At 55.5% G+C, this 14,814-nt stretch carries 16 protein-coding genes and 1 pseudogene; 10 read left to right on the top strand and 7 right to left on the bottom strand.

Annotated elements, in window-relative coordinates; translation table 11 throughout:
- The first annotated feature begins 35 nt into the window (after positions 1-35).
- Entirely contained in the window at positions 36-470 is a 435-nt protein-coding gene (locus tag FEJ81_RS19915) for a TRAM domain-containing protein (RefSeq protein WP_138247006.1), read from the top strand.
- A gap of 156 nt (positions 471-626) precedes the next feature.
- On the top strand, positions 627-899 hold the full coding sequence (locus FEJ81_RS19920) for a hypothetical protein (RefSeq protein ID WP_092635495.1): 273 nt from the start codon (positions 627-629) through the stop codon (positions 897-899).
- A gap of 84 nt (positions 900-983) precedes the next feature.
- Here the strand turns inward: FEJ81_RS19920 and FEJ81_RS19925 are convergent, their stop codons facing one another.
- Complete coding sequence (locus tag FEJ81_RS19925) at positions 984-1,679, bottom strand: nucleotidyltransferase domain-containing protein (protein WP_138247007.1); 696 nt, start codon at positions 1,677-1,679, stop codon at positions 984-986.
- The gene (locus FEJ81_RS19930; protein WP_138247008.1) at positions 1,676-2,350 is read right to left on the bottom strand and encodes a helix-turn-helix domain-containing protein; all 675 of its coding nucleotides are present in this window, start codon (positions 2,348-2,350) and stop codon (positions 1,676-1,678) included. The genes FEJ81_RS19925 and FEJ81_RS19930 overlap by 4 nt, the downstream gene beginning before the upstream one ends.
- Before the next feature lie 422 nt (positions 2,351-2,772).
- On the opposite strand from FEJ81_RS19930, the gene FEJ81_RS19935 reads away from it, so the two are divergent.
- Both FEJ81_RS19935 and FEJ81_RS19940 read left to right on the top strand, forming a co-directional pair.
- Entirely contained in the window at positions 2,773-3,591 is an 819-nt protein-coding gene (locus FEJ81_RS19935) for a ParA family protein (RefSeq protein WP_138247174.1), read from the top strand.
- A complete protein-coding gene (locus tag FEJ81_RS19940; RefSeq protein WP_138247009.1) occupies positions 3,588-3,995 on the top strand; it encodes a hypothetical protein in 408 nt (135 codons plus the stop codon). The genes FEJ81_RS19935 and FEJ81_RS19940 overlap by 4 nt, the downstream gene beginning before the upstream one ends.
- Before the next feature lie 211 nt (positions 3,996-4,206).
- Here the strand turns inward: FEJ81_RS19940 and FEJ81_RS19945 are convergent, their stop codons facing one another.
- Positions 4,207-4,947, bottom strand: coding sequence for a helix-turn-helix domain-containing protein (locus FEJ81_RS19945; RefSeq protein ID WP_138247010.1), 741 nt, complete (start codon positions 4,945-4,947; stop codon positions 4,207-4,209).
- A 118-nt stretch (positions 4,948-5,065) separates the two neighbouring features.
- On the opposite strand from FEJ81_RS19945, the gene FEJ81_RS19950 reads away from it, so the two are divergent.
- Both FEJ81_RS19950 and FEJ81_RS23900 read left to right on the top strand, forming a co-directional pair.
- Entirely contained in the window at positions 5,066-5,650 is a 585-nt protein-coding gene (locus FEJ81_RS19950) for a PaaI family thioesterase (protein WP_175416503.1), read from the top strand.
- A 257-nt stretch (positions 5,651-5,907) separates the two neighbouring features.
- Positions 5,908-6,024: pseudogene (locus FEJ81_RS23900) on the top strand (IMP dehydrogenase); the annotation flags it as partial.
- A gap of 5 nt (positions 6,025-6,029) precedes the next feature.
- Here the strand turns inward: FEJ81_RS23900 and FEJ81_RS19955 are convergent.
- The 3 genes from FEJ81_RS19955 to FEJ81_RS19965 all read right to left on the bottom strand — a co-directional run bounded on the left by FEJ81_RS19955 (position 6,030) and on the right by FEJ81_RS19965 (position 8,484).
- A complete protein-coding gene (locus FEJ81_RS19955) occupies positions 6,030-6,794 on the bottom strand; it encodes an SDR family NAD(P)-dependent oxidoreductase (protein WP_138247012.1) in 765 nt (254 codons plus the stop codon).
- A gap of 114 nt (positions 6,795-6,908) precedes the next feature.
- A complete protein-coding gene (locus tag FEJ81_RS19960; protein ID WP_138247013.1) occupies positions 6,909-7,583 on the bottom strand; it encodes a helix-turn-helix domain-containing protein in 675 nt (224 codons plus the stop codon).
- A gap of 136 nt (positions 7,584-7,719) precedes the next feature.
- Positions 7,720-8,484 (bottom strand): SDR family oxidoreductase, encoded by a 765-nt coding sequence (locus FEJ81_RS19965; RefSeq protein WP_138247014.1) that lies wholly within the window; start codon positions 8,482-8,484, stop codon positions 7,720-7,722.
- A 292-nt stretch (positions 8,485-8,776) separates the two neighbouring features.
- Here FEJ81_RS19965 and FEJ81_RS19970 point away from each other — a divergent pair, with 292 nt between their 5' ends.
- Entirely contained in the window at positions 8,777-9,469 is a 693-nt protein-coding gene (locus FEJ81_RS19970; RefSeq protein WP_138247015.1) for a helix-turn-helix domain-containing protein, read from the top strand.
- A gap of 140 nt (positions 9,470-9,609) precedes the next feature.
- Here the strand turns inward: FEJ81_RS19970 and FEJ81_RS19975 are convergent, their stop codons facing one another.
- A complete protein-coding gene (locus FEJ81_RS19975; RefSeq protein WP_138247016.1) occupies positions 9,610-10,380 on the bottom strand; it encodes an aldo/keto reductase in 771 nt (256 codons plus the stop codon).
- A 213-nt stretch (positions 10,381-10,593) separates the two neighbouring features.
- Between FEJ81_RS19975 and FEJ81_RS19980 the strand changes: the two genes are divergently transcribed.
- The 3 genes from FEJ81_RS19980 (at position 10,594) to FEJ81_RS19990 (ending at position 14,236) form a co-directional block, all read left to right on the top strand.
- Positions 10,594-11,637 carry a zinc-dependent alcohol dehydrogenase family protein gene (locus FEJ81_RS19980; protein WP_138247017.1) on the top strand — a complete coding sequence of 348 codons (1,044 nt, stop codon included), beginning with the start codon at positions 10,594-10,596 and terminating at the stop codon, positions 11,635-11,637.
- Positions 11,638-11,696: 59 nt separating this feature from the next.
- Entirely contained in the window at positions 11,697-12,485 is a 789-nt protein-coding gene (locus FEJ81_RS19985; protein WP_229504809.1) for a glucose 1-dehydrogenase, read from the top strand.
- Positions 12,486-12,559: 74 nt separating this feature from the next.
- The gene (locus FEJ81_RS19990) at positions 12,560-14,236 is read left to right on the top strand and encodes a transposase (RefSeq protein WP_138247019.1); all 1,677 of its coding nucleotides are present in this window, start codon (positions 12,560-12,562) and stop codon (positions 14,234-14,236) included.
- Positions 14,237-14,814 lie beyond the last annotated feature (578 nt).

Below are 14,814 nucleotides of genomic sequence, written 5' to 3' on the forward strand. Positions count from 1 at the left end.
AGACCGATTAATTGTATCCAGTATCAAACCCAGTTATGGTAGAAATCTCAGACTCCCTGTGTTCGCTTTTCACTGCGAAAATTAAGGAGGAGGATGGCACTTTCGTCATCGAGATTCCTCCGAGTGAGATCAAGCACGGGGCGCTGACCGGTGATGAAACGTACCGCATCGCTCTCCTTGATTCCTCCTCCAAAGCTGAATCAACATCTCCACAGGCCCCACGGCATCCCGCCTCTCAGGGGAGCACGAGCCATGATTCATCTGGTCCTCCTGTTGATGAGGGAGAAGTGCGCGACGTGACAATCGAAACCGTCGGTGATCAAGGAGACGGTATTGCGAAAGTCGAACGGGGGTACGTCGTGATCGTTCCCGGCGCTCAGCCCGGCGACGAGCCAACAGTCGAAATCGAACAAGTTCAGGAGAACGTCGCGTTTGCGAGCATTGTCGATAGCGATCCGCGAGCACTCTAACCCATTGTCCCTTCTGTGGATCGATCTTCTTCTCGGTAAACCATCGGTGTGAGAAGGCTCCGTTCGCGTTTGTCTGATGGAGGTGGTTCTGAAAGTCACGTCACGTTTTCTTCACCCTTCGCGATGGCACAACCTTCCAAGGTCGATATTCAATCTATGACAAAGGAACCGATTGAGGTACTCGACGACCTGGCCGACCAGGTCGCCGATGAGTTCGAGGCGTATAGACAGCCGGACGAATTCAAGGATGTCTCGCTCGTGATTGAGAACAGCGACGAGGAACATCCGACGCTGATCGTCCACGTTGATAGAGAGGACGCGGAGTCCCTTGCCGACCGTATTGATGAGTTCCTCCGCGAGCATGGTGCTCGTACTGAACGGGAACGACACTCAGCTACGGATGTCCGTGTGTTAGCGACGGTCGACTGACACCGCCCCTCCAATTTTTTGACTGACTGTAAACACCGCTGAAGGACCCTATCTTCACTTCAGATCAAGGGGGTCCCGACCGCTTCAGCTCAGGTGGTTAATCTGTGCAGACAGATACTCTTGGAGAGCGATGACCGTTTCTTCTGAGACTGCTGAGGCCCCGAAGTCACTCCGATACCCGTGCTTGAGTTCATCGCTCTCTATGATCTCCAGTCCACGCTCAAGCTGCTCCCGTAGCGCATCGTCGCCCCCTCGCCGAAGGTGAGGCGTGACAGCGTCGAGATCGATTTCTTCTGCTACTGCCAGGACGTCCCGGAGGTCTGTTTCACGGCCGCTATGGAGCTTTGCCGCGACGAGGACTGCCCCATCGATGACTCTGGCTGTGGTCGTCACTGTACCTCCGCTCACCTCTTGTTGGTGGCTGTGGTCGTACAGGTAGTCGAACGACCACTGTGCCTCCGTCTGGCGACACCCGAGTCCGTTTACCAGGAGATCGAAGCCGATCGGCTGCTGCGGCGTGAGCCGCTTCTCGTACTCGATTACTTCGGTGTCGTAGAACCATTCCTTGGCGTGGCTGTCCGTTTCCTCGAATCCCTGTTGTTCGAGGAACTCGACGAAGTCAGCCTTGGAGTCCGGCGCGACGACGATATCGAGGTCCGTGGAGAAGCGAGCATTGAACGCTGAGACAGCGTACCCGCCGACGAGAACGTACTCGTGACCCTGTTGGGTGAGCTCCTCGAGCAGTTCGATGAGCGCGTCACTTCGGTTGTTGAAGCTCATGGCTGGGCCCGTTCGGTCTCTCGATACGCGACGCCGAGGTCGAGGTCCTCGTACATCCGGTCGAGCATCGCCAGCCCCGACTGGAACTGGGCGTAGTTCTCGTGCATATACTCGATTGTCTCTGCTCTCGGGATCACCGGGTACCCTTCAACGTGCTCGATATCGAGTGACGCGCGTGGCTCGAGGACGATCTGCAGCGGTCCGTCCAACTCGTCTCGGGGCTGTCGCTCGAATGCGGTCGGGAGGTCGAACGACTCAAAAAACGTCTCCCAGGCGTCGACGTCCTGCTCACGAACAGCGAGGAACAGTGGATAGTCGTCGGGCTCGCGACCGACCTGGTAGCCGCCCTGTGTCCACACGTAGACGGCGTCGATCCGCGTGAACGCGAACGGCCAGTCACTGAACTGTGGGATGACGTACGTTTCCTCGATGGAGGGTGGACTGACGCCGGCGCTGGCAGCGACGAGCTCGAGTGCTGCGTCGCGTACTCGCTCGTCGACGACAGTGAGGCCGTCATCATAGGAAACGTAGCCTGCGTCTTCCAGCCGATTGACGGCCTGTCTCACTGTCTCGTAGGGTGTGTGGAGGTGTTGGGCGACACGGCGGATGGAGTCACCACTCTCGATGGCGAGGATAGTCTGTGCCGCCGTGTCGTCGAGCACCTCATACATCTGGTGGTTACCAATAATCCGGTAACAGTTAAAAGTCTTACTCGACTGGCCGTAAAGCACGATCTCCCCACTTGTTTCGAAGGTAGTCCAGATCCCCACTGAAAACACGCGGAACGACTATAACGAATTCAACGAGCAAAACGAATAGAACGAGAAAAATGAATGGATTGAACGCATTCTGAGGAACGAACTGGTTGAGGATGAGCTGGCCGGCTTCTACTCGATGAACAGAACGAGTGAAACGAACGTAACGAATAGAACGAATGCATTGATGGCAACGATAGTATTTGCCTCAACGAGCGAAACGAACAATTGGTTTTAACATCGTAGTATTCCTCTCACCGAGTGAAACACCCTCACCAAACCAAACGAACAGAACGATCAAAACGAACGGAACGAACACAACGAGGCAAACGAAAGAAATGACCGACACCAACACCGCACGAATCACCGTGGCGAATCAGAAGGGAGGCGCGGGGAAGACAACCGACGTCATTCATACTGGCGGCGCACTCGCTGCCCGAGACCACGACGTCCTCCTGGTCGATATCGACTACCACGGGGGGCTCACCTGCTCGCTTGGCTACAATGATCTGTACTACGACACCGACCGCACAACGCTGTTCGACGTCCTCGACTTCGACCAGATGGAGTCGGTGAACGACATCATCGTCGAGCACGAGGAATTCGATATCCTCCCCGCCAGCGAGAAGCTCGCGAACAACAAAAACATCCAGACGTTGCTTGAGGCCCCGAAGAGTCGAGAACGACTGGAGATGACTCTCGACGAACTCGATAAGGACTACGATTACATCATCGTCGACACGCCGCCATCCCTGAACGTCCTCACCGATAATGCCTTGGTCGCGACCGGCAACGTCGTCATCCCCGTCATTCCCGAGAAGCTCAACGCCAACAGCCTCCAGATTTTCGCAAAGCAGCTGAGCTCCCTCGAACAGGCGTACGGAGATATCAATCGGCTCGCGATTGTCTGTAACCGTGTCGAGCAGAACGCCGAACACCGCGACACCATCGAGGAGATCAAGTCGGCGTACTCCCTCCCAGTGTTCGAGATCCCGAAGCGGACAGATCTCTCCCAGTCGATCGGCAAGGGGGTATCCGTCTTCGGCTTCGGCAAGGAGAACCAACGCGTCGAGGATGCACGCGACCTGTTCAACGAGATCGCCGACCTGTTCGACGAGACGTTCGAGAAGACCGCGCCTGAGGAGGTGGAAGCATGAGCGACGGCTGGGGTGATGCTTCCGGCATCGAGGGCAACTACGAAGAGGAGGACGATGAGGTCGATTCCGGCGAAACGAGTGAGATGAGTGAAACGGTGGAAACCAGTTCATCGACCGAAACGACCGAATCGAATTCAACGAGTGAAACGAACAAAACGAGCGAAACGAAGACGAACATCAAGGACGAGTGGAACGGACGAACGATCTACATTCCCGACAATGTCCTCGACGAGATGGAGGACACTTACCTCGAGTCCCAGTTGAAGCTCCGCAAGGCGGGCCAGGACGAGTTCAAGAAGAACCGTCACTTCTACCCGCTACTCGTCCAGTTCGGTGTTGAGGCACTCTCTGAGGCGGATGCCGAGGAAATCCAAGCTCGGCTTTCGGAACTCGGTGATGAATGACCTCGCGCAGAGCGAGGTCCGGCAGAAGTTGAGGGTGGCCGTCTCAATGCATACGACGTGAACGCAACACAGTTTTCATTCAGAGGACTCAGGCTGGACCGACTGCTCAGTATGCATGCGATCGGTCATCCGGCCGTCGCAGATTAGGGGAGCCGTCGACAACAACAGCCCGTCTGAGTTACAATACAGATCGGCTCTGATGCTGTCTAACTTATATATTGACAGTATCGCGCGTGGCTTCACTAAACACCGAGTTCGTCAACCACCGTTCTGCTCTGCGGAGTCGGTACCGAAGCGTAGATTTCGGAAGATCAAGTTCATCAGCCATGTCCCCCAGAGATGCTTCTCGCGGTGTCTCGTAGTAGCCAAACTCAACTGCTGCCTCGATGGCTTGGCGCTGGTCGTGTGGGAGATCCATCTGCGAGATATCTGCGTTCAGCCAAGCCGACGGGGACCCGACCTGTTTGAGTGATAACTCGACTCCCCCTGGGAGGCCGTCTTGTAACCGGTCGAATATCTCACCACCCATCGTATCGCCCGGGAGCAGGACTCGCCACTCGTACACGTTCCCGCGCCGTCGCGCGTCGAACAGTGCCCCATTACCGACTGTCTGCGTCGTGAAGAAGGGTATCGAGTGGCAGTACCTCCCGCCTGATGAGTACGAGTAAATGAACCGACCTCCTCTCTCGTCTGCGACCACCTCGTGCTCTCCATCGATAGTGCAATCAGAATGCTCACCGAGGCACTCGTTGCACACAGAGTGATCCATCATCACTCGCTCTACTTTGTCCAGCGCATCATTCGGCCCGACGAACCGGTCGACTCGCCAGAGCCCCGCACTCGAGGCGGTAACCCGTAGTGCACGGCCGACGAGATCTGGATGGGAAATAAACACATCCATGAGTGGATCAGCACCTCGCTCGTACTCGGCTGTAAGGATATATTCGCGCATATACAGGCTATAAATCTGGCCCTACAAACTTCTTTGGTCGCTTTCTTACAGATTATGGGTTTTGATGTTGCGTATACGCGAACCAAGAACTACGGAGTACTCCCGTAAACGTTGTGGCGTGAACGAGACGGATACCCGAAGTCTGGAAATTGAGCTCCCCATCGCTGTGTACGAGCACCTGGAAGACGAGGACAAGACGGTTACGGAAACCCTCGCGGCTCTCGCGACGGGCCACGTACAGTTGCAAGAGTCCATCGAGACCTACACGAACCGAGAGGATGGAGGCGCAGGCTCTGACTCGAATCGGCTGGAAACGAGCCCGCCGATCGCTGAATTACTTGGGTTTCAGGTGGAGTCGTTTGGAAATGGCGAAGCGATCGTCACTTTCGATCCCGGGCCGGAACACGCCAATCCGATGGGAACGCTCCACGGTGGCGTTCTCTGCGACATCGGTGACATGGCGATGGGAGCCGCCTACGGGAGTACACTCGCCGACGACGAGTCGTTCACGACGCTCGAATTAGACGTCAAGTTCCGGCGACCCGTGTGGGAGCAGCCTCTCACTGCGACGGGGCAGGTTATCGACGCAGGACGAACCGTGGGGCTAGTCACGTGTGATATTACCGGCCCGGATGGGGAACTCGTTGCACACCTCCAAAGTACCTGTTTGACGTTACGAGGTAACTCTGCGGAAGGGCGATGAACGGGGACTCATCTACAACGGAAGTGGGAAGTTGAGACCACTCTCCTCAATGCATACGCTCTCATTGTTAGCAAGGGACTGAACCGGATACCGAAGCTCCGTCTGGTGAAGGTGCCGACGAAATCTGAGTCTGTCGCCCGATGCAGGGTCGGTCGACGCGATACGCATCACTCCCAAGGAATGGTACAAGCAGAAAGTCTTCAAAGATTATCCCGCGTTCAAAACGTTCCTGACTCTGACTGAGACTGCATTCAACGATGAAGGCAGCAGTCTACAGAGGAAGGAGGCGAGATAGTATCGAAGAGCGACCCGAACCGGAAGTCGAGGAACCGGCGGATGCCATCGTCCGAATCACGCACACGGCTATCTGCGGGTATCGTCAGAGCTGTTGGTCGGTTGGCCGGATGAGCATCTCATTCACACTGACATGCTGGGGCCGGGTCACGGCGTACGCAATCGCATCTGCGATGTCCTCGCTCTGGAGCGGTGTGATTGACTCGAGAAAGCCCTCTTCTATCTGTTCTTTAATTTCGTCGTCAGGAATGTGTTCTTGGAGCTCGGTTTCGACCGCACCGGGTTCAATGATCGTCGTTCGAATTCCCTCGGTAGTGACTTCCTGACGGAGTGATTCGGAGAATGCGTTGACACCAAATTTCGTAGCGGCGTATCCCCCGTTATTCGCAATCGCGTCCCGACCGGCCGTCGAAGAGACGTTGACGATGTGGCCAGCATCCTGCTCCTGCATTACTGGGAGCGTGGCGTGGGTGAGGTTCATCAAGCCCAGTAGATTGACTTCGATCATCTGCCGGAAATTCTCACGGTCGGCCCGTTCAACAGGTTCGAGCAACATCACTCCGGCGTTGTTCACGAGGATGTCGATGCGACCGTATTCGTCGGTGGTCGTCTCGACGAGATTGTCGATGTCGTCTTTAGCCGTGAGATCAGTGGGTACCGAGAGTGCCTCACCGCCTGCCGATTCGATTTGACCGGCGAGTGCCTCAAGTTCCTTTTTGCGGCGGGCGGCAAGGACAACACTTGCACCCCGCGAGGCGAGGGCCTCGGCCGTGGCCTCTCCAATACCAGACGACGCACCAGTTACAATCGCTACCTGTCCAGCCAGTTCAGATCCGACTCTGTCAGACATCAGTTACAAAGAGACCACTAACGACAGTGAGTCTAATGCTATACGGATAGGGCATTTAAATTACTCCGTGAAGAGAACATAAGACCTCGGGAAGCCGTTCGGAATCGTCGCTCGCTACTGCGAAAGTACCTCTAAACGCGTAGGTGAGCCAAGTGTCGCAGAGATAAGTTGCCGCTCGGCGCGGCCGAGAAGGTCAGACAGCGAGGGTTGAGAAATACCTAATTCGTCCGCGAGTTCTCTCGCGCTAGTCTGGCGCGGCTGTTCGTAGTAGCCCCGAGACATGGCGAGTGACAGTGCCTCATACTGTCGCTCCGTCAATCCGTACGGTGCCGATTCTTCGGACGCTGAGGTATCCTGTGAAATGGAGCCGATCTCGACCGAGATACCGTGCTCCTCACAGCTCGTCCTGAACGTATTGAACGCAGGATAGTCTTTGAACACCTTCTGTTCGTACCACCCCTCGGGGGTAATCTGTATTGCACCAATGAGGCCTGCATCGGGAGTATTGTCGAACGCTTCCGCGACGGACTCTTTAAGCACCGATGCCACCTTGAATACGTGCCTTCCATTTACGGTTCCGAGATCGGTCGCTTCGAACACGTCATCGAGTTCCAAGAGCGTCTCCACAGAGAGCGGTTCAGCGGCGTCAATCTCGACAACTACCTGCTGGTGGCCCTGATTTAACCCGATCACATGTGGGCACTGTACTTGGTTGGCCTGTTCCAAGTTGGCAAGGCTAACGAGCGGCAACAACGGTGAACGGAGGTGAACTTCAGCGGTAATCGGCATTATCAGGAGGTACGTGCTGGCCGGGCTTCTCTATTAGTTTTTCTGAGGTGCGTTTTATTCGATAGGGCCCGGTGCCGCGACAGTATTCGTATCGTCGAAGGAGTCATCCCCTTGTTGTCGGCTCCTTTTTCGAGATTTAGGGTTGGACCTGATCGATCGGACGGACGAGAACTTCGTTGATGTCCATGTGCTCCGGTTGGGTGACGACGAATGTAATCGTCCGGGCGATATCGTCTGGCTGGAGCGGGGTCAGGGACTCGTTGAGGTCCTCTATCTGTGCTTTGATTTCCTCATCAGCAATGGACTCCGGGAGTTCCGTGGCGACCGATCCCGGCTCGATTGTCGCCACCCGAATCCCCCCCTCCGCAACGTCCAGGCGGAGTGAATCGCTGAACATCTTCACACCGGCCTTCGATGCGTTGTAGTGCGACCCATTCGGCATCAGGAACCTCCCGACGACTGAGGAGAGGTTGACGATGTGACCGCTTTCTTGCTCCAGCATCGTGGGAATGACCGCGTGAGTGAGGGTGATTAGGCCGGTGAGATTGACGTCGATTGTCTTTTGGAGCGTCTCCCGCTCCGCCTCCGCGATATGGGTGAGGGGCATGAGCCCAGCGTTGTTCACGAGGATGTCGATGCGACCGTATTCGTCGGTGGTCGTCTCGACGAGATTGTCGATGTCCTCGTCATCCGTGACGTCAGTCGGAACGACGAGGGCATCACCGTCTTCGTCTTCGATCTTTGACGCGAGTTCTTTGAGTTCGCCCTCGCGTCGTGCAGCAAGGACGACGCTCGCACCCCGCGATGCGAGCGACTGAGCGGTTGCTTCGCCGATGCCCGACGATGCCCCAGTAATAATTGCGACCTGTCCCTCAAGTTCAGTACCGAAATCGCTTGTCATCATCCAAAAGGAGGACCGAGGAAGGATTGAGTCTGATGCTATGTCGATAGTGTCTTTAAATACTCTCTCAAGACTGGAATCCTAGTTATTGCGCCGGCCAGGACGTTCACCGGCGTCTCTGTGTCGTCTGTGAACAGGACGTTATAGAAGGTGGGTGACCCGAGAACTGCGCCGGGACTCGAGAAGCCCCTTTAGACGTGATATTAACTTGCTGAGAGACCGGCCCAGAACTCTGACCAACACGGTATCCCCTGAATAAGCCCTTAATAGCACGCGGCGTTATGCCTATTCAATGACAATCACAGTCGAGTTCTCAATGTATTCGCCCTCTCTTCCGCTCGTAGATCTTGTCGAATCGCTCCCGTTTCGACAATTGGAGTGCGAACATGGACTCTGTCTGAAGCGGGACAGTGACGTCTTCGTTATCCATATCGACCCAGGAGACGACATCTCTGAGGAGGACCTTTCGGCTTTTGATGAAGTTGTTGAGGCGACGTCGCTCGGGCGGACAAAGGGTAAGGATGTCTATCGACTCACGGTTGAACTGGTGGATGACATTTCGGAGGCGTTCACCCCCGAACGGTTTACTGCCGTTGAGGTAGAGCCGATGATCCTCACGCCGGACGGCTGGTACGAAAAGAAGGTCTTCGAGGACTACGAAACATTCGACCGGCTCCGAACTCGTTTTGAAGAGTATGGCATTTCGATTGAACTCATTTCGATCACGCAGGGGTCTGATTCGAGAGGTGACTCGCCACAATACGGACTAACAGACCGGCAATACGAGGCACTCACGCTCGCTATTTCTCGCGGATTCTATGAGAGTCCTCGACAGGTCTCCACCGAAGAATTGGCTGAAGAAATGGGAATCTCGCAACCGTCTATGTCAGATCTCCTCCGCCGCGGTGAGCGACAGCTCCTTTCGTCCGCACTTGAACCCCAAACCCACATCAACGCGCTTTCCGCACAGGAACGGCTCCAGTGATTTCGGTCCAGAATATCCCCGACTTGAGGGAAAATACGAATCTGATGTTTCTATCGCTGTATGGGGATTTCTGAGGGGATCGCTGGAAAGGATTGACGCGTGATCTCGGGTCAATTCATTCGGCAGCAAGACACTCCTGGCTAAAGGTCGAAGATCGCGTCCATTTCGGCGGTAGTTAGTTCGAAGTCGAATATCTCAATATTCTCTTCCTGATGCTGCCGTTTCGAGGCTTTCGGTATGGCAGACACATTTTCCTGTTGTATCAGCCAGCGAAGCACGACCTGTGCTGGGGATTTCCCGTACCGTTTGCCTACTCGAATCAGGGTCTCGTTCTCGAGTCTTCTCCCGACGGCCAATGGACTGTAGGCGGTCAGCATCACATCATTGTCCACGCAGTACTCCAAGAGTTGCGATTGGTCTGTGAATGGGTGGTACTCGACCTGGTTCGTAACGATCGGCGTATCCGATGCTGCCTCCGCTTCTTGCAATTGCGGAAGAGAAAAATTGCTCACTCCAATATGTTGGACACGCTCTGCCTCCTGAAGCTCGTTCATCGCCCTGACCGACTCCGTGACTGGGACGCTCTGACTCGGTTCGTGAATCAGTAACAGATCAACATACTCCATTTTGAGCCGGTCCAAACTGTCCTCAAAGGAGTTCTGGAGGTCGTCGTACGCCAGATTTCGCCTGAGAATTTTCGTTACCACAAATACCTCGTCGCGGGCAACGTCTGCATTCTCGACGGCTTCTCCAACGGCGTCTTCATTCCCATACATCTGAGCCGTGTCAATATGACGATAACCGAGCCTAAGCGCAGTTTCTACTGCGTTCCGAGTTTCTGTTCCTCCCATCCGAGCGGTCCCGAACCCTAACGCTGGGATGTCTGCACCCTGAACTGAGACATACTCCATAGACAAGAGATACAATGGCGATCCACATGGCTGTAATGCTATGTGGAAAGCGCGGGTAAATAGCATCGTGAGTTGAGCGTGGAGTGAAGGTGAGCCCCAGTTTCGAAAGCAGGTTTAATTCTCCGTATTCGCCTCATCGGACTATTTAAATAGGCTTTCTTGATAGCATCGAATCTATGGCCCTCTCGGTGTAACTCAGACTGAGAACAAATCATGAAGGCAGCAACCTACCGAGGCCCCGGTGACGTTCGTATTGAAGAGCATTCTGCCCCCGAGATAGAGGAGTCAACAGACGCGGTCATCCGCATTACGCACACCGCAATCTGTGGGTCGGATCTCTGGTTCTACCGTGGCCAAGAGGACTATGACGAAGGCGCGCCTGTCGGCCACGAACCGATGGGCATCGTTGAAAAGGTTGGCGACGACATCCGGCACGTTGAGCCGGGCGACCGCGTGTTCGCTGGGTTCGCTATCAGTTGTGGCGAGTGCGAGTTCTGCCGCAAAGGACTCCACACTGCGTGCACGAATGGTGGGTTCTGGGACGGCCCGGGTGTCGGCGGCGCACAAGCGGAGAAACTTCGTGTCCCACACGCCAACGGAACGCTCGTCCGTGTTCCAGACCGGTATGCGAACGATGAGGACACGCTCGAAGCACTACTCCCATTGACCGACGTGATGGGGACGGGCCACCACGCCGCTGTCTGCGCGGACGTCGAGGCCGGCGACACGGCTGTGGTCATTGGTGACGGTGCAGTCGGACTCTGTGCCGTCCTCGCCTCGAAACGGCTCGGCGCGGAGCGCATCATCGCGGTCGGCCACCATGAGGATCGCCTCGAACTCGCTGAGGAATTTGGCGCGACAGAGACCGTCTCCAGCCGCGGTCAAGAAGCCATCGATGAAATCCAAGACATCACATACGGCGGTGCGAATCACGTCCTCGAATGCGTCGGTGCAGAATCCTCACTAGAGACTGCTGCAACTGTTGCCCGTCCCGGAGGGAGCATCGGCTACGTTGGCGTACCACATGTCGAAGACCCGTCATTCCTCGAACCATTGTTCTTCAGCAACGCCTCGTTCACCGGTGGCCCCGCTCCCACCCGAGCGTACGCTGAGGAACTTATGGAGGATGTTCTCCAAGGCACTCTCGATCCGTCACCCATCTTCACGAAAACAGTCGACCTCGACGGCGTGCCGGAGGGGTACGAGGCGATGGACGAGCGAGAGGCAGTGAAAGTCATGGTAAAAGTCGATGCATAGCGTATCGCTAAGCATCCGACGGACAAGTTACCAGATGACACGCCGAAGTGGAGGAACCGATGTCACGTAATCAAGATCAAACTGTGCCGACGAGCGAGAAATTCGATTTCGGAGACAAGGTGGCGTTCATCTCGGGAGCGGCGGGCGGGATTGGCCGCGCCACGGCGCTCGCGTTCGCCCGCGAAGGAGCCGACGTCGTGGTCGCCGACATCGACGAGGAGGGTAACCAGGAAACGGCAGATCTGATCGAGGAGACTGGAAGTCGCGCACTCGCGGTTGCGTGCGACTTGCGGGAGTCCGAGGACGTCCAAGCGGCGCTAGATGCCGCCATAGCGGAATTCGGGCGTCTGGACATCGCCTGTAACAATGCCGGTGTCGAACAAGGCCCCGAAAAGACAGCAGAACTGGACGAGGAAGAGTGGGACCGGATCATGGATACCGACCTGCGTGGGGTCTTCCTCTCGATGAAGTACGAGATCCCGCTCATCCTCGAACAGGATGGCGCAATTATAAACATCGCTTCGGGTGCAGGAATTAGAGGCTTCCCTGAAGCTGCATACGTCGCCGCGAAGCACGGCGTCGTCGGTCTCACGAAATCGGCAGCACTCGAATACGCGGACACTGATCTCCGTATCAACGCCGTCTGTCCTGGTATCATCGACACCTCGATGATGGATCGCGTCACCGACAATAGGGGCGCGGGCCGTCAATCGGTGATCGACCAAGAGCCGATCGGACGGATGGGGACGCCCGAAGAGATCGCGGATGCTGTCATCTGGCTGTGTTCGGATGCTGCCTCGTTCGTACTCGGACACCCGATGGTCGTCGACGGTGGTCAGACGGTGTAGTACAGACAGGTGTACGACCCTCGATTAACCGGTTACACGAGTCCCTGAGCGTGTTGAGAGAGTAGTGCTTCAAAATGGCTGTTACGTTTGAGTCTCAGCGTACGGTCTTTCGACAAATCGCGCGAAAGTCATACACCGACTGGCCAGCGTACAAGTTCAGACCGATATTTGATCGCTCTTCGCTTCCCGCACTGGAGTCTGACGTTCGTGTCGTCGCAGGAACGTGGTTTAACCACGACGAACACGAGACTGTCGAGCCGTTCATTCACTCACTGCCGCTCGCATATGTCCAGTTCAGTCCGTACGACCGTTACGAAGGCTCAACGAGCTACGAGATGGAGACGCTGTTTCGCCTGTTTCTTCTGAAAGAGCTCTACGGTTGGGGTCATGAAACCGCTCTCGTTGAGTACCTCTCCCAGCATCCCGATCTCTGTGATCGACTTGGCTTGGAATCCGTGCCGAACCAGTCGACACTCTGGCGCAGTTGGCACCATCGCTTCACTGCTGATCTCCAAGATACCGTCAAGACCGCAGCTCGAACGATCCTCATCAAAGCCCAGAACGCGGGTGTCGCTGTTCCACGAGAGCCAGAACGACGGAGCCGCAGTCGAGGTAACGAGAGTCCGGAATCCATCCCTGACGACCAGACCGTATTAGAGCAGGTGGAGACGGTCACTGAGCAGATGAACTGTGTCGTCTTCCCAGCCTTCTCATTGGACCGTGGCGAAGGCTGTGAGATCCACGAGAACGCTTACTGGGACCTCCAGACATACTTGGGTCTCCGTGAAAACCTCGCCGTCAACGAGGGTGCACGGAGCTTCATTTATGAGTCCAATAGGAACCGGACACCACTCGGCCACGCACACCGCGAGCATGTCCGCGACCTCTCAATCGAGCAGATTCGAGAGATGTACCGACAGTCGGTGAGCCGATTGCTAGACCGGGTAGCAGAGACTGAGGAGTTCTTCCGGGCTGGTATCGTTGCCATCGACATTACCGAGTCTGATCCCTTCACTGGAGATCGAGCAGGCCACGAAGACGAGATCATCGGCACGAAAGAGAAAACCAACGAGTACGCCTACCAGTGGGCCACCGTCCAGCTGGTCGGGAATGCCGTCCCAATCGTGCTAGACGTGCGGCCGGTGCAGAAAGGCGATACACGCAAGGAGATTGTCGCGGACCTCTTGGACTCCGCTGAGGCGGCTGTTCACGTGGATAATGTGCTGATGGATCGGGAGTTCGACAGCCAGCATATCCTGGAAATGCTGAGTCAGCGCGGGCTATCCTATGTGGTTCCAAAGCGGATGCAAACCAGTGAGAAAGCCCAGGCCAAGCGCCTTCTCAAACGGGGGAAGGACCGCTATGAGACTGATCGGAAACTGCATCTCGGAAATAACGAGTGGCACTCGACGACGCTGATCTATCGGCGGAAGGAGAATTCTGAGCACACCGATTATCGACAGTACTCGGTGTTCATGACGAATAGAGGGCGTGGAAACCTCACTGAGTACGGCTATCGCTGGGAGATAGAGAGCGGGTACAAGTCGATCAAGCGGTTCATGGCCGCGACAACGTCGAAGCACTTCGGGCTCCGGTTCTTCTATTTCGCGTTCGCCTGTTTACTGTACTCAATTTGGCGAGCGGTTGATCTACTCGTACAGGTGCAGTTGACCGGTGAGTACGAACACTCGCCGATTGTGACTGCTGACAACACGCTGACGCTGGTGAAGAAGGAAACGGGAATTGGATAGTAACGAGACTCTCTCCGTGGGAGCGCGTGTTCTGAGTGGCGACACTATCCGGAGTCTCGGAAATCCTCTGGAATAGTTGCCTGCGAAACAAGAACGGGCGATCAGAAAGCGATCTGACGCAGATTCCGCTTATCGATTTGGCCGAAACCACGCATCATAACCCCGATATACCCGCTGTAGTCTCATCTTCCCAGGTCCGGTAGAAGTTGAGACTGGTCGTCTCAATGCATACGGCCCTCAAACCTCTTTGTGTAGAAGTTGAGACTGGTCGTCTCAATGCATACGGCCCTCAAACCTCTTTGTGGCTTAGAGTACTCATCACCAATATTGGATTCGTTATTATCGTCGCTTTCACTTCGAACATATGTCTCAGTGAGCGATGAACTCCCCCTCAAGCAAGTCCATCAGTCAAGCCACCTTGGGGAACAGAGCGAGGAAAGTCTCAAGACTGTAGCTGCGGGTATTGGTGCTCTTACGATACCAACAGTACTGCTAACAGTGAGATCTCCACGCGAGATACGATCATTGTGGAATTAGACGGTTCTAATCTAGTCTTTTGATAGAAACTACTATATCTT

The sequence above is a fragment of the Natrinema versiforme genome (genome assembly GCF_005576615.1).
In the GTDB taxonomy this organism is placed as follows: Archaea; Halobacteriota; Halobacteria; order Halobacteriales; family Natrialbaceae; genus Natrinema; species Natrinema versiforme_A.

What these genes read in the sequence shown, in the direction of transcription:
- FEJ81_RS19940 (WP_138247009.1), top strand. Translation starts at nt 3,588, where the DNA reads ATGAGCGACGGCTGGGGTGATGCTTCCGGCATCGAGGGCAACTACGAA.
- FEJ81_RS19915 (WP_138247006.1), top strand. Translation starts at nt 36, where the DNA reads ATGGTAGAAATCTCAGACTCCCTGTGTTCGCTTTTCACTGCGAAAATT.
- FEJ81_RS19980 (WP_138247017.1), top strand. Translation starts at nt 10,594, where the DNA reads ATGAAGGCAGCAACCTACCGAGGCCCCGGTGACGTTCGTATTGAAGAG.
- FEJ81_RS19930 (WP_138247008.1), bottom strand. Translation starts at nt 2,350, where the DNA reads ATGTATGAGGTGCTCGACGACACGGCGGCACAGACTATCCTCGCCATC.
- FEJ81_RS19965 (WP_138247014.1), bottom strand. Translation starts at nt 8,484, where the DNA reads ATGACAAGCGATTTCGGTACTGAACTTGAGGGACAGGTCGCAATTATT.
- FEJ81_RS19960 (WP_138247013.1), bottom strand. Translation starts at nt 7,583, where the DNA reads ATGCCGATTACCGCTGAAGTTCACCTCCGTTCACCGTTGTTGCCGCTC.
- FEJ81_RS19935 (WP_138247174.1), top strand. Translation starts at nt 2,773, where the DNA reads ATGACCGACACCAACACCGCACGAATCACCGTGGCGAATCAGAAGGGA.
- FEJ81_RS19990 (WP_138247019.1), top strand. Translation starts at nt 12,560, where the DNA reads ATGGCTGTTACGTTTGAGTCTCAGCGTACGGTCTTTCGACAAATCGCG.
- FEJ81_RS19955 (WP_138247012.1), bottom strand. Translation starts at nt 6,794, where the DNA reads ATGTCTGACAGAGTCGGATCTGAACTGGCTGGACAGGTAGCGATTGTA.
- FEJ81_RS19975 (WP_138247016.1), bottom strand. Translation starts at nt 10,380, where the DNA reads ATGGAGTATGTCTCAGTTCAGGGTGCAGACATCCCAGCGTTAGGGTTC.
- FEJ81_RS19925 (WP_138247007.1), bottom strand. Translation starts at nt 1,679, where the DNA reads ATGAGCTTCAACAACCGAAGTGACGCGCTCATCGAACTGCTCGAGGAG.
- FEJ81_RS19920 (WP_092635495.1), top strand. Translation starts at nt 627, where the DNA reads ATGACAAAGGAACCGATTGAGGTACTCGACGACCTGGCCGACCAGGTC.
- FEJ81_RS19985 (WP_229504809.1), top strand. Translation starts at nt 11,697, where the DNA reads ATGTCACGTAATCAAGATCAAACTGTGCCGACGAGCGAGAAATTCGAT.
- FEJ81_RS19945 (WP_138247010.1), bottom strand. Translation starts at nt 4,947, where the DNA reads ATGCGCGAATATATCCTTACAGCCGAGTACGAGCGAGGTGCTGATCCA.
- FEJ81_RS19970 (WP_138247015.1), top strand. Translation starts at nt 8,777, where the DNA reads ATGACAATCACAGTCGAGTTCTCAATGTATTCGCCCTCTCTTCCGCTC.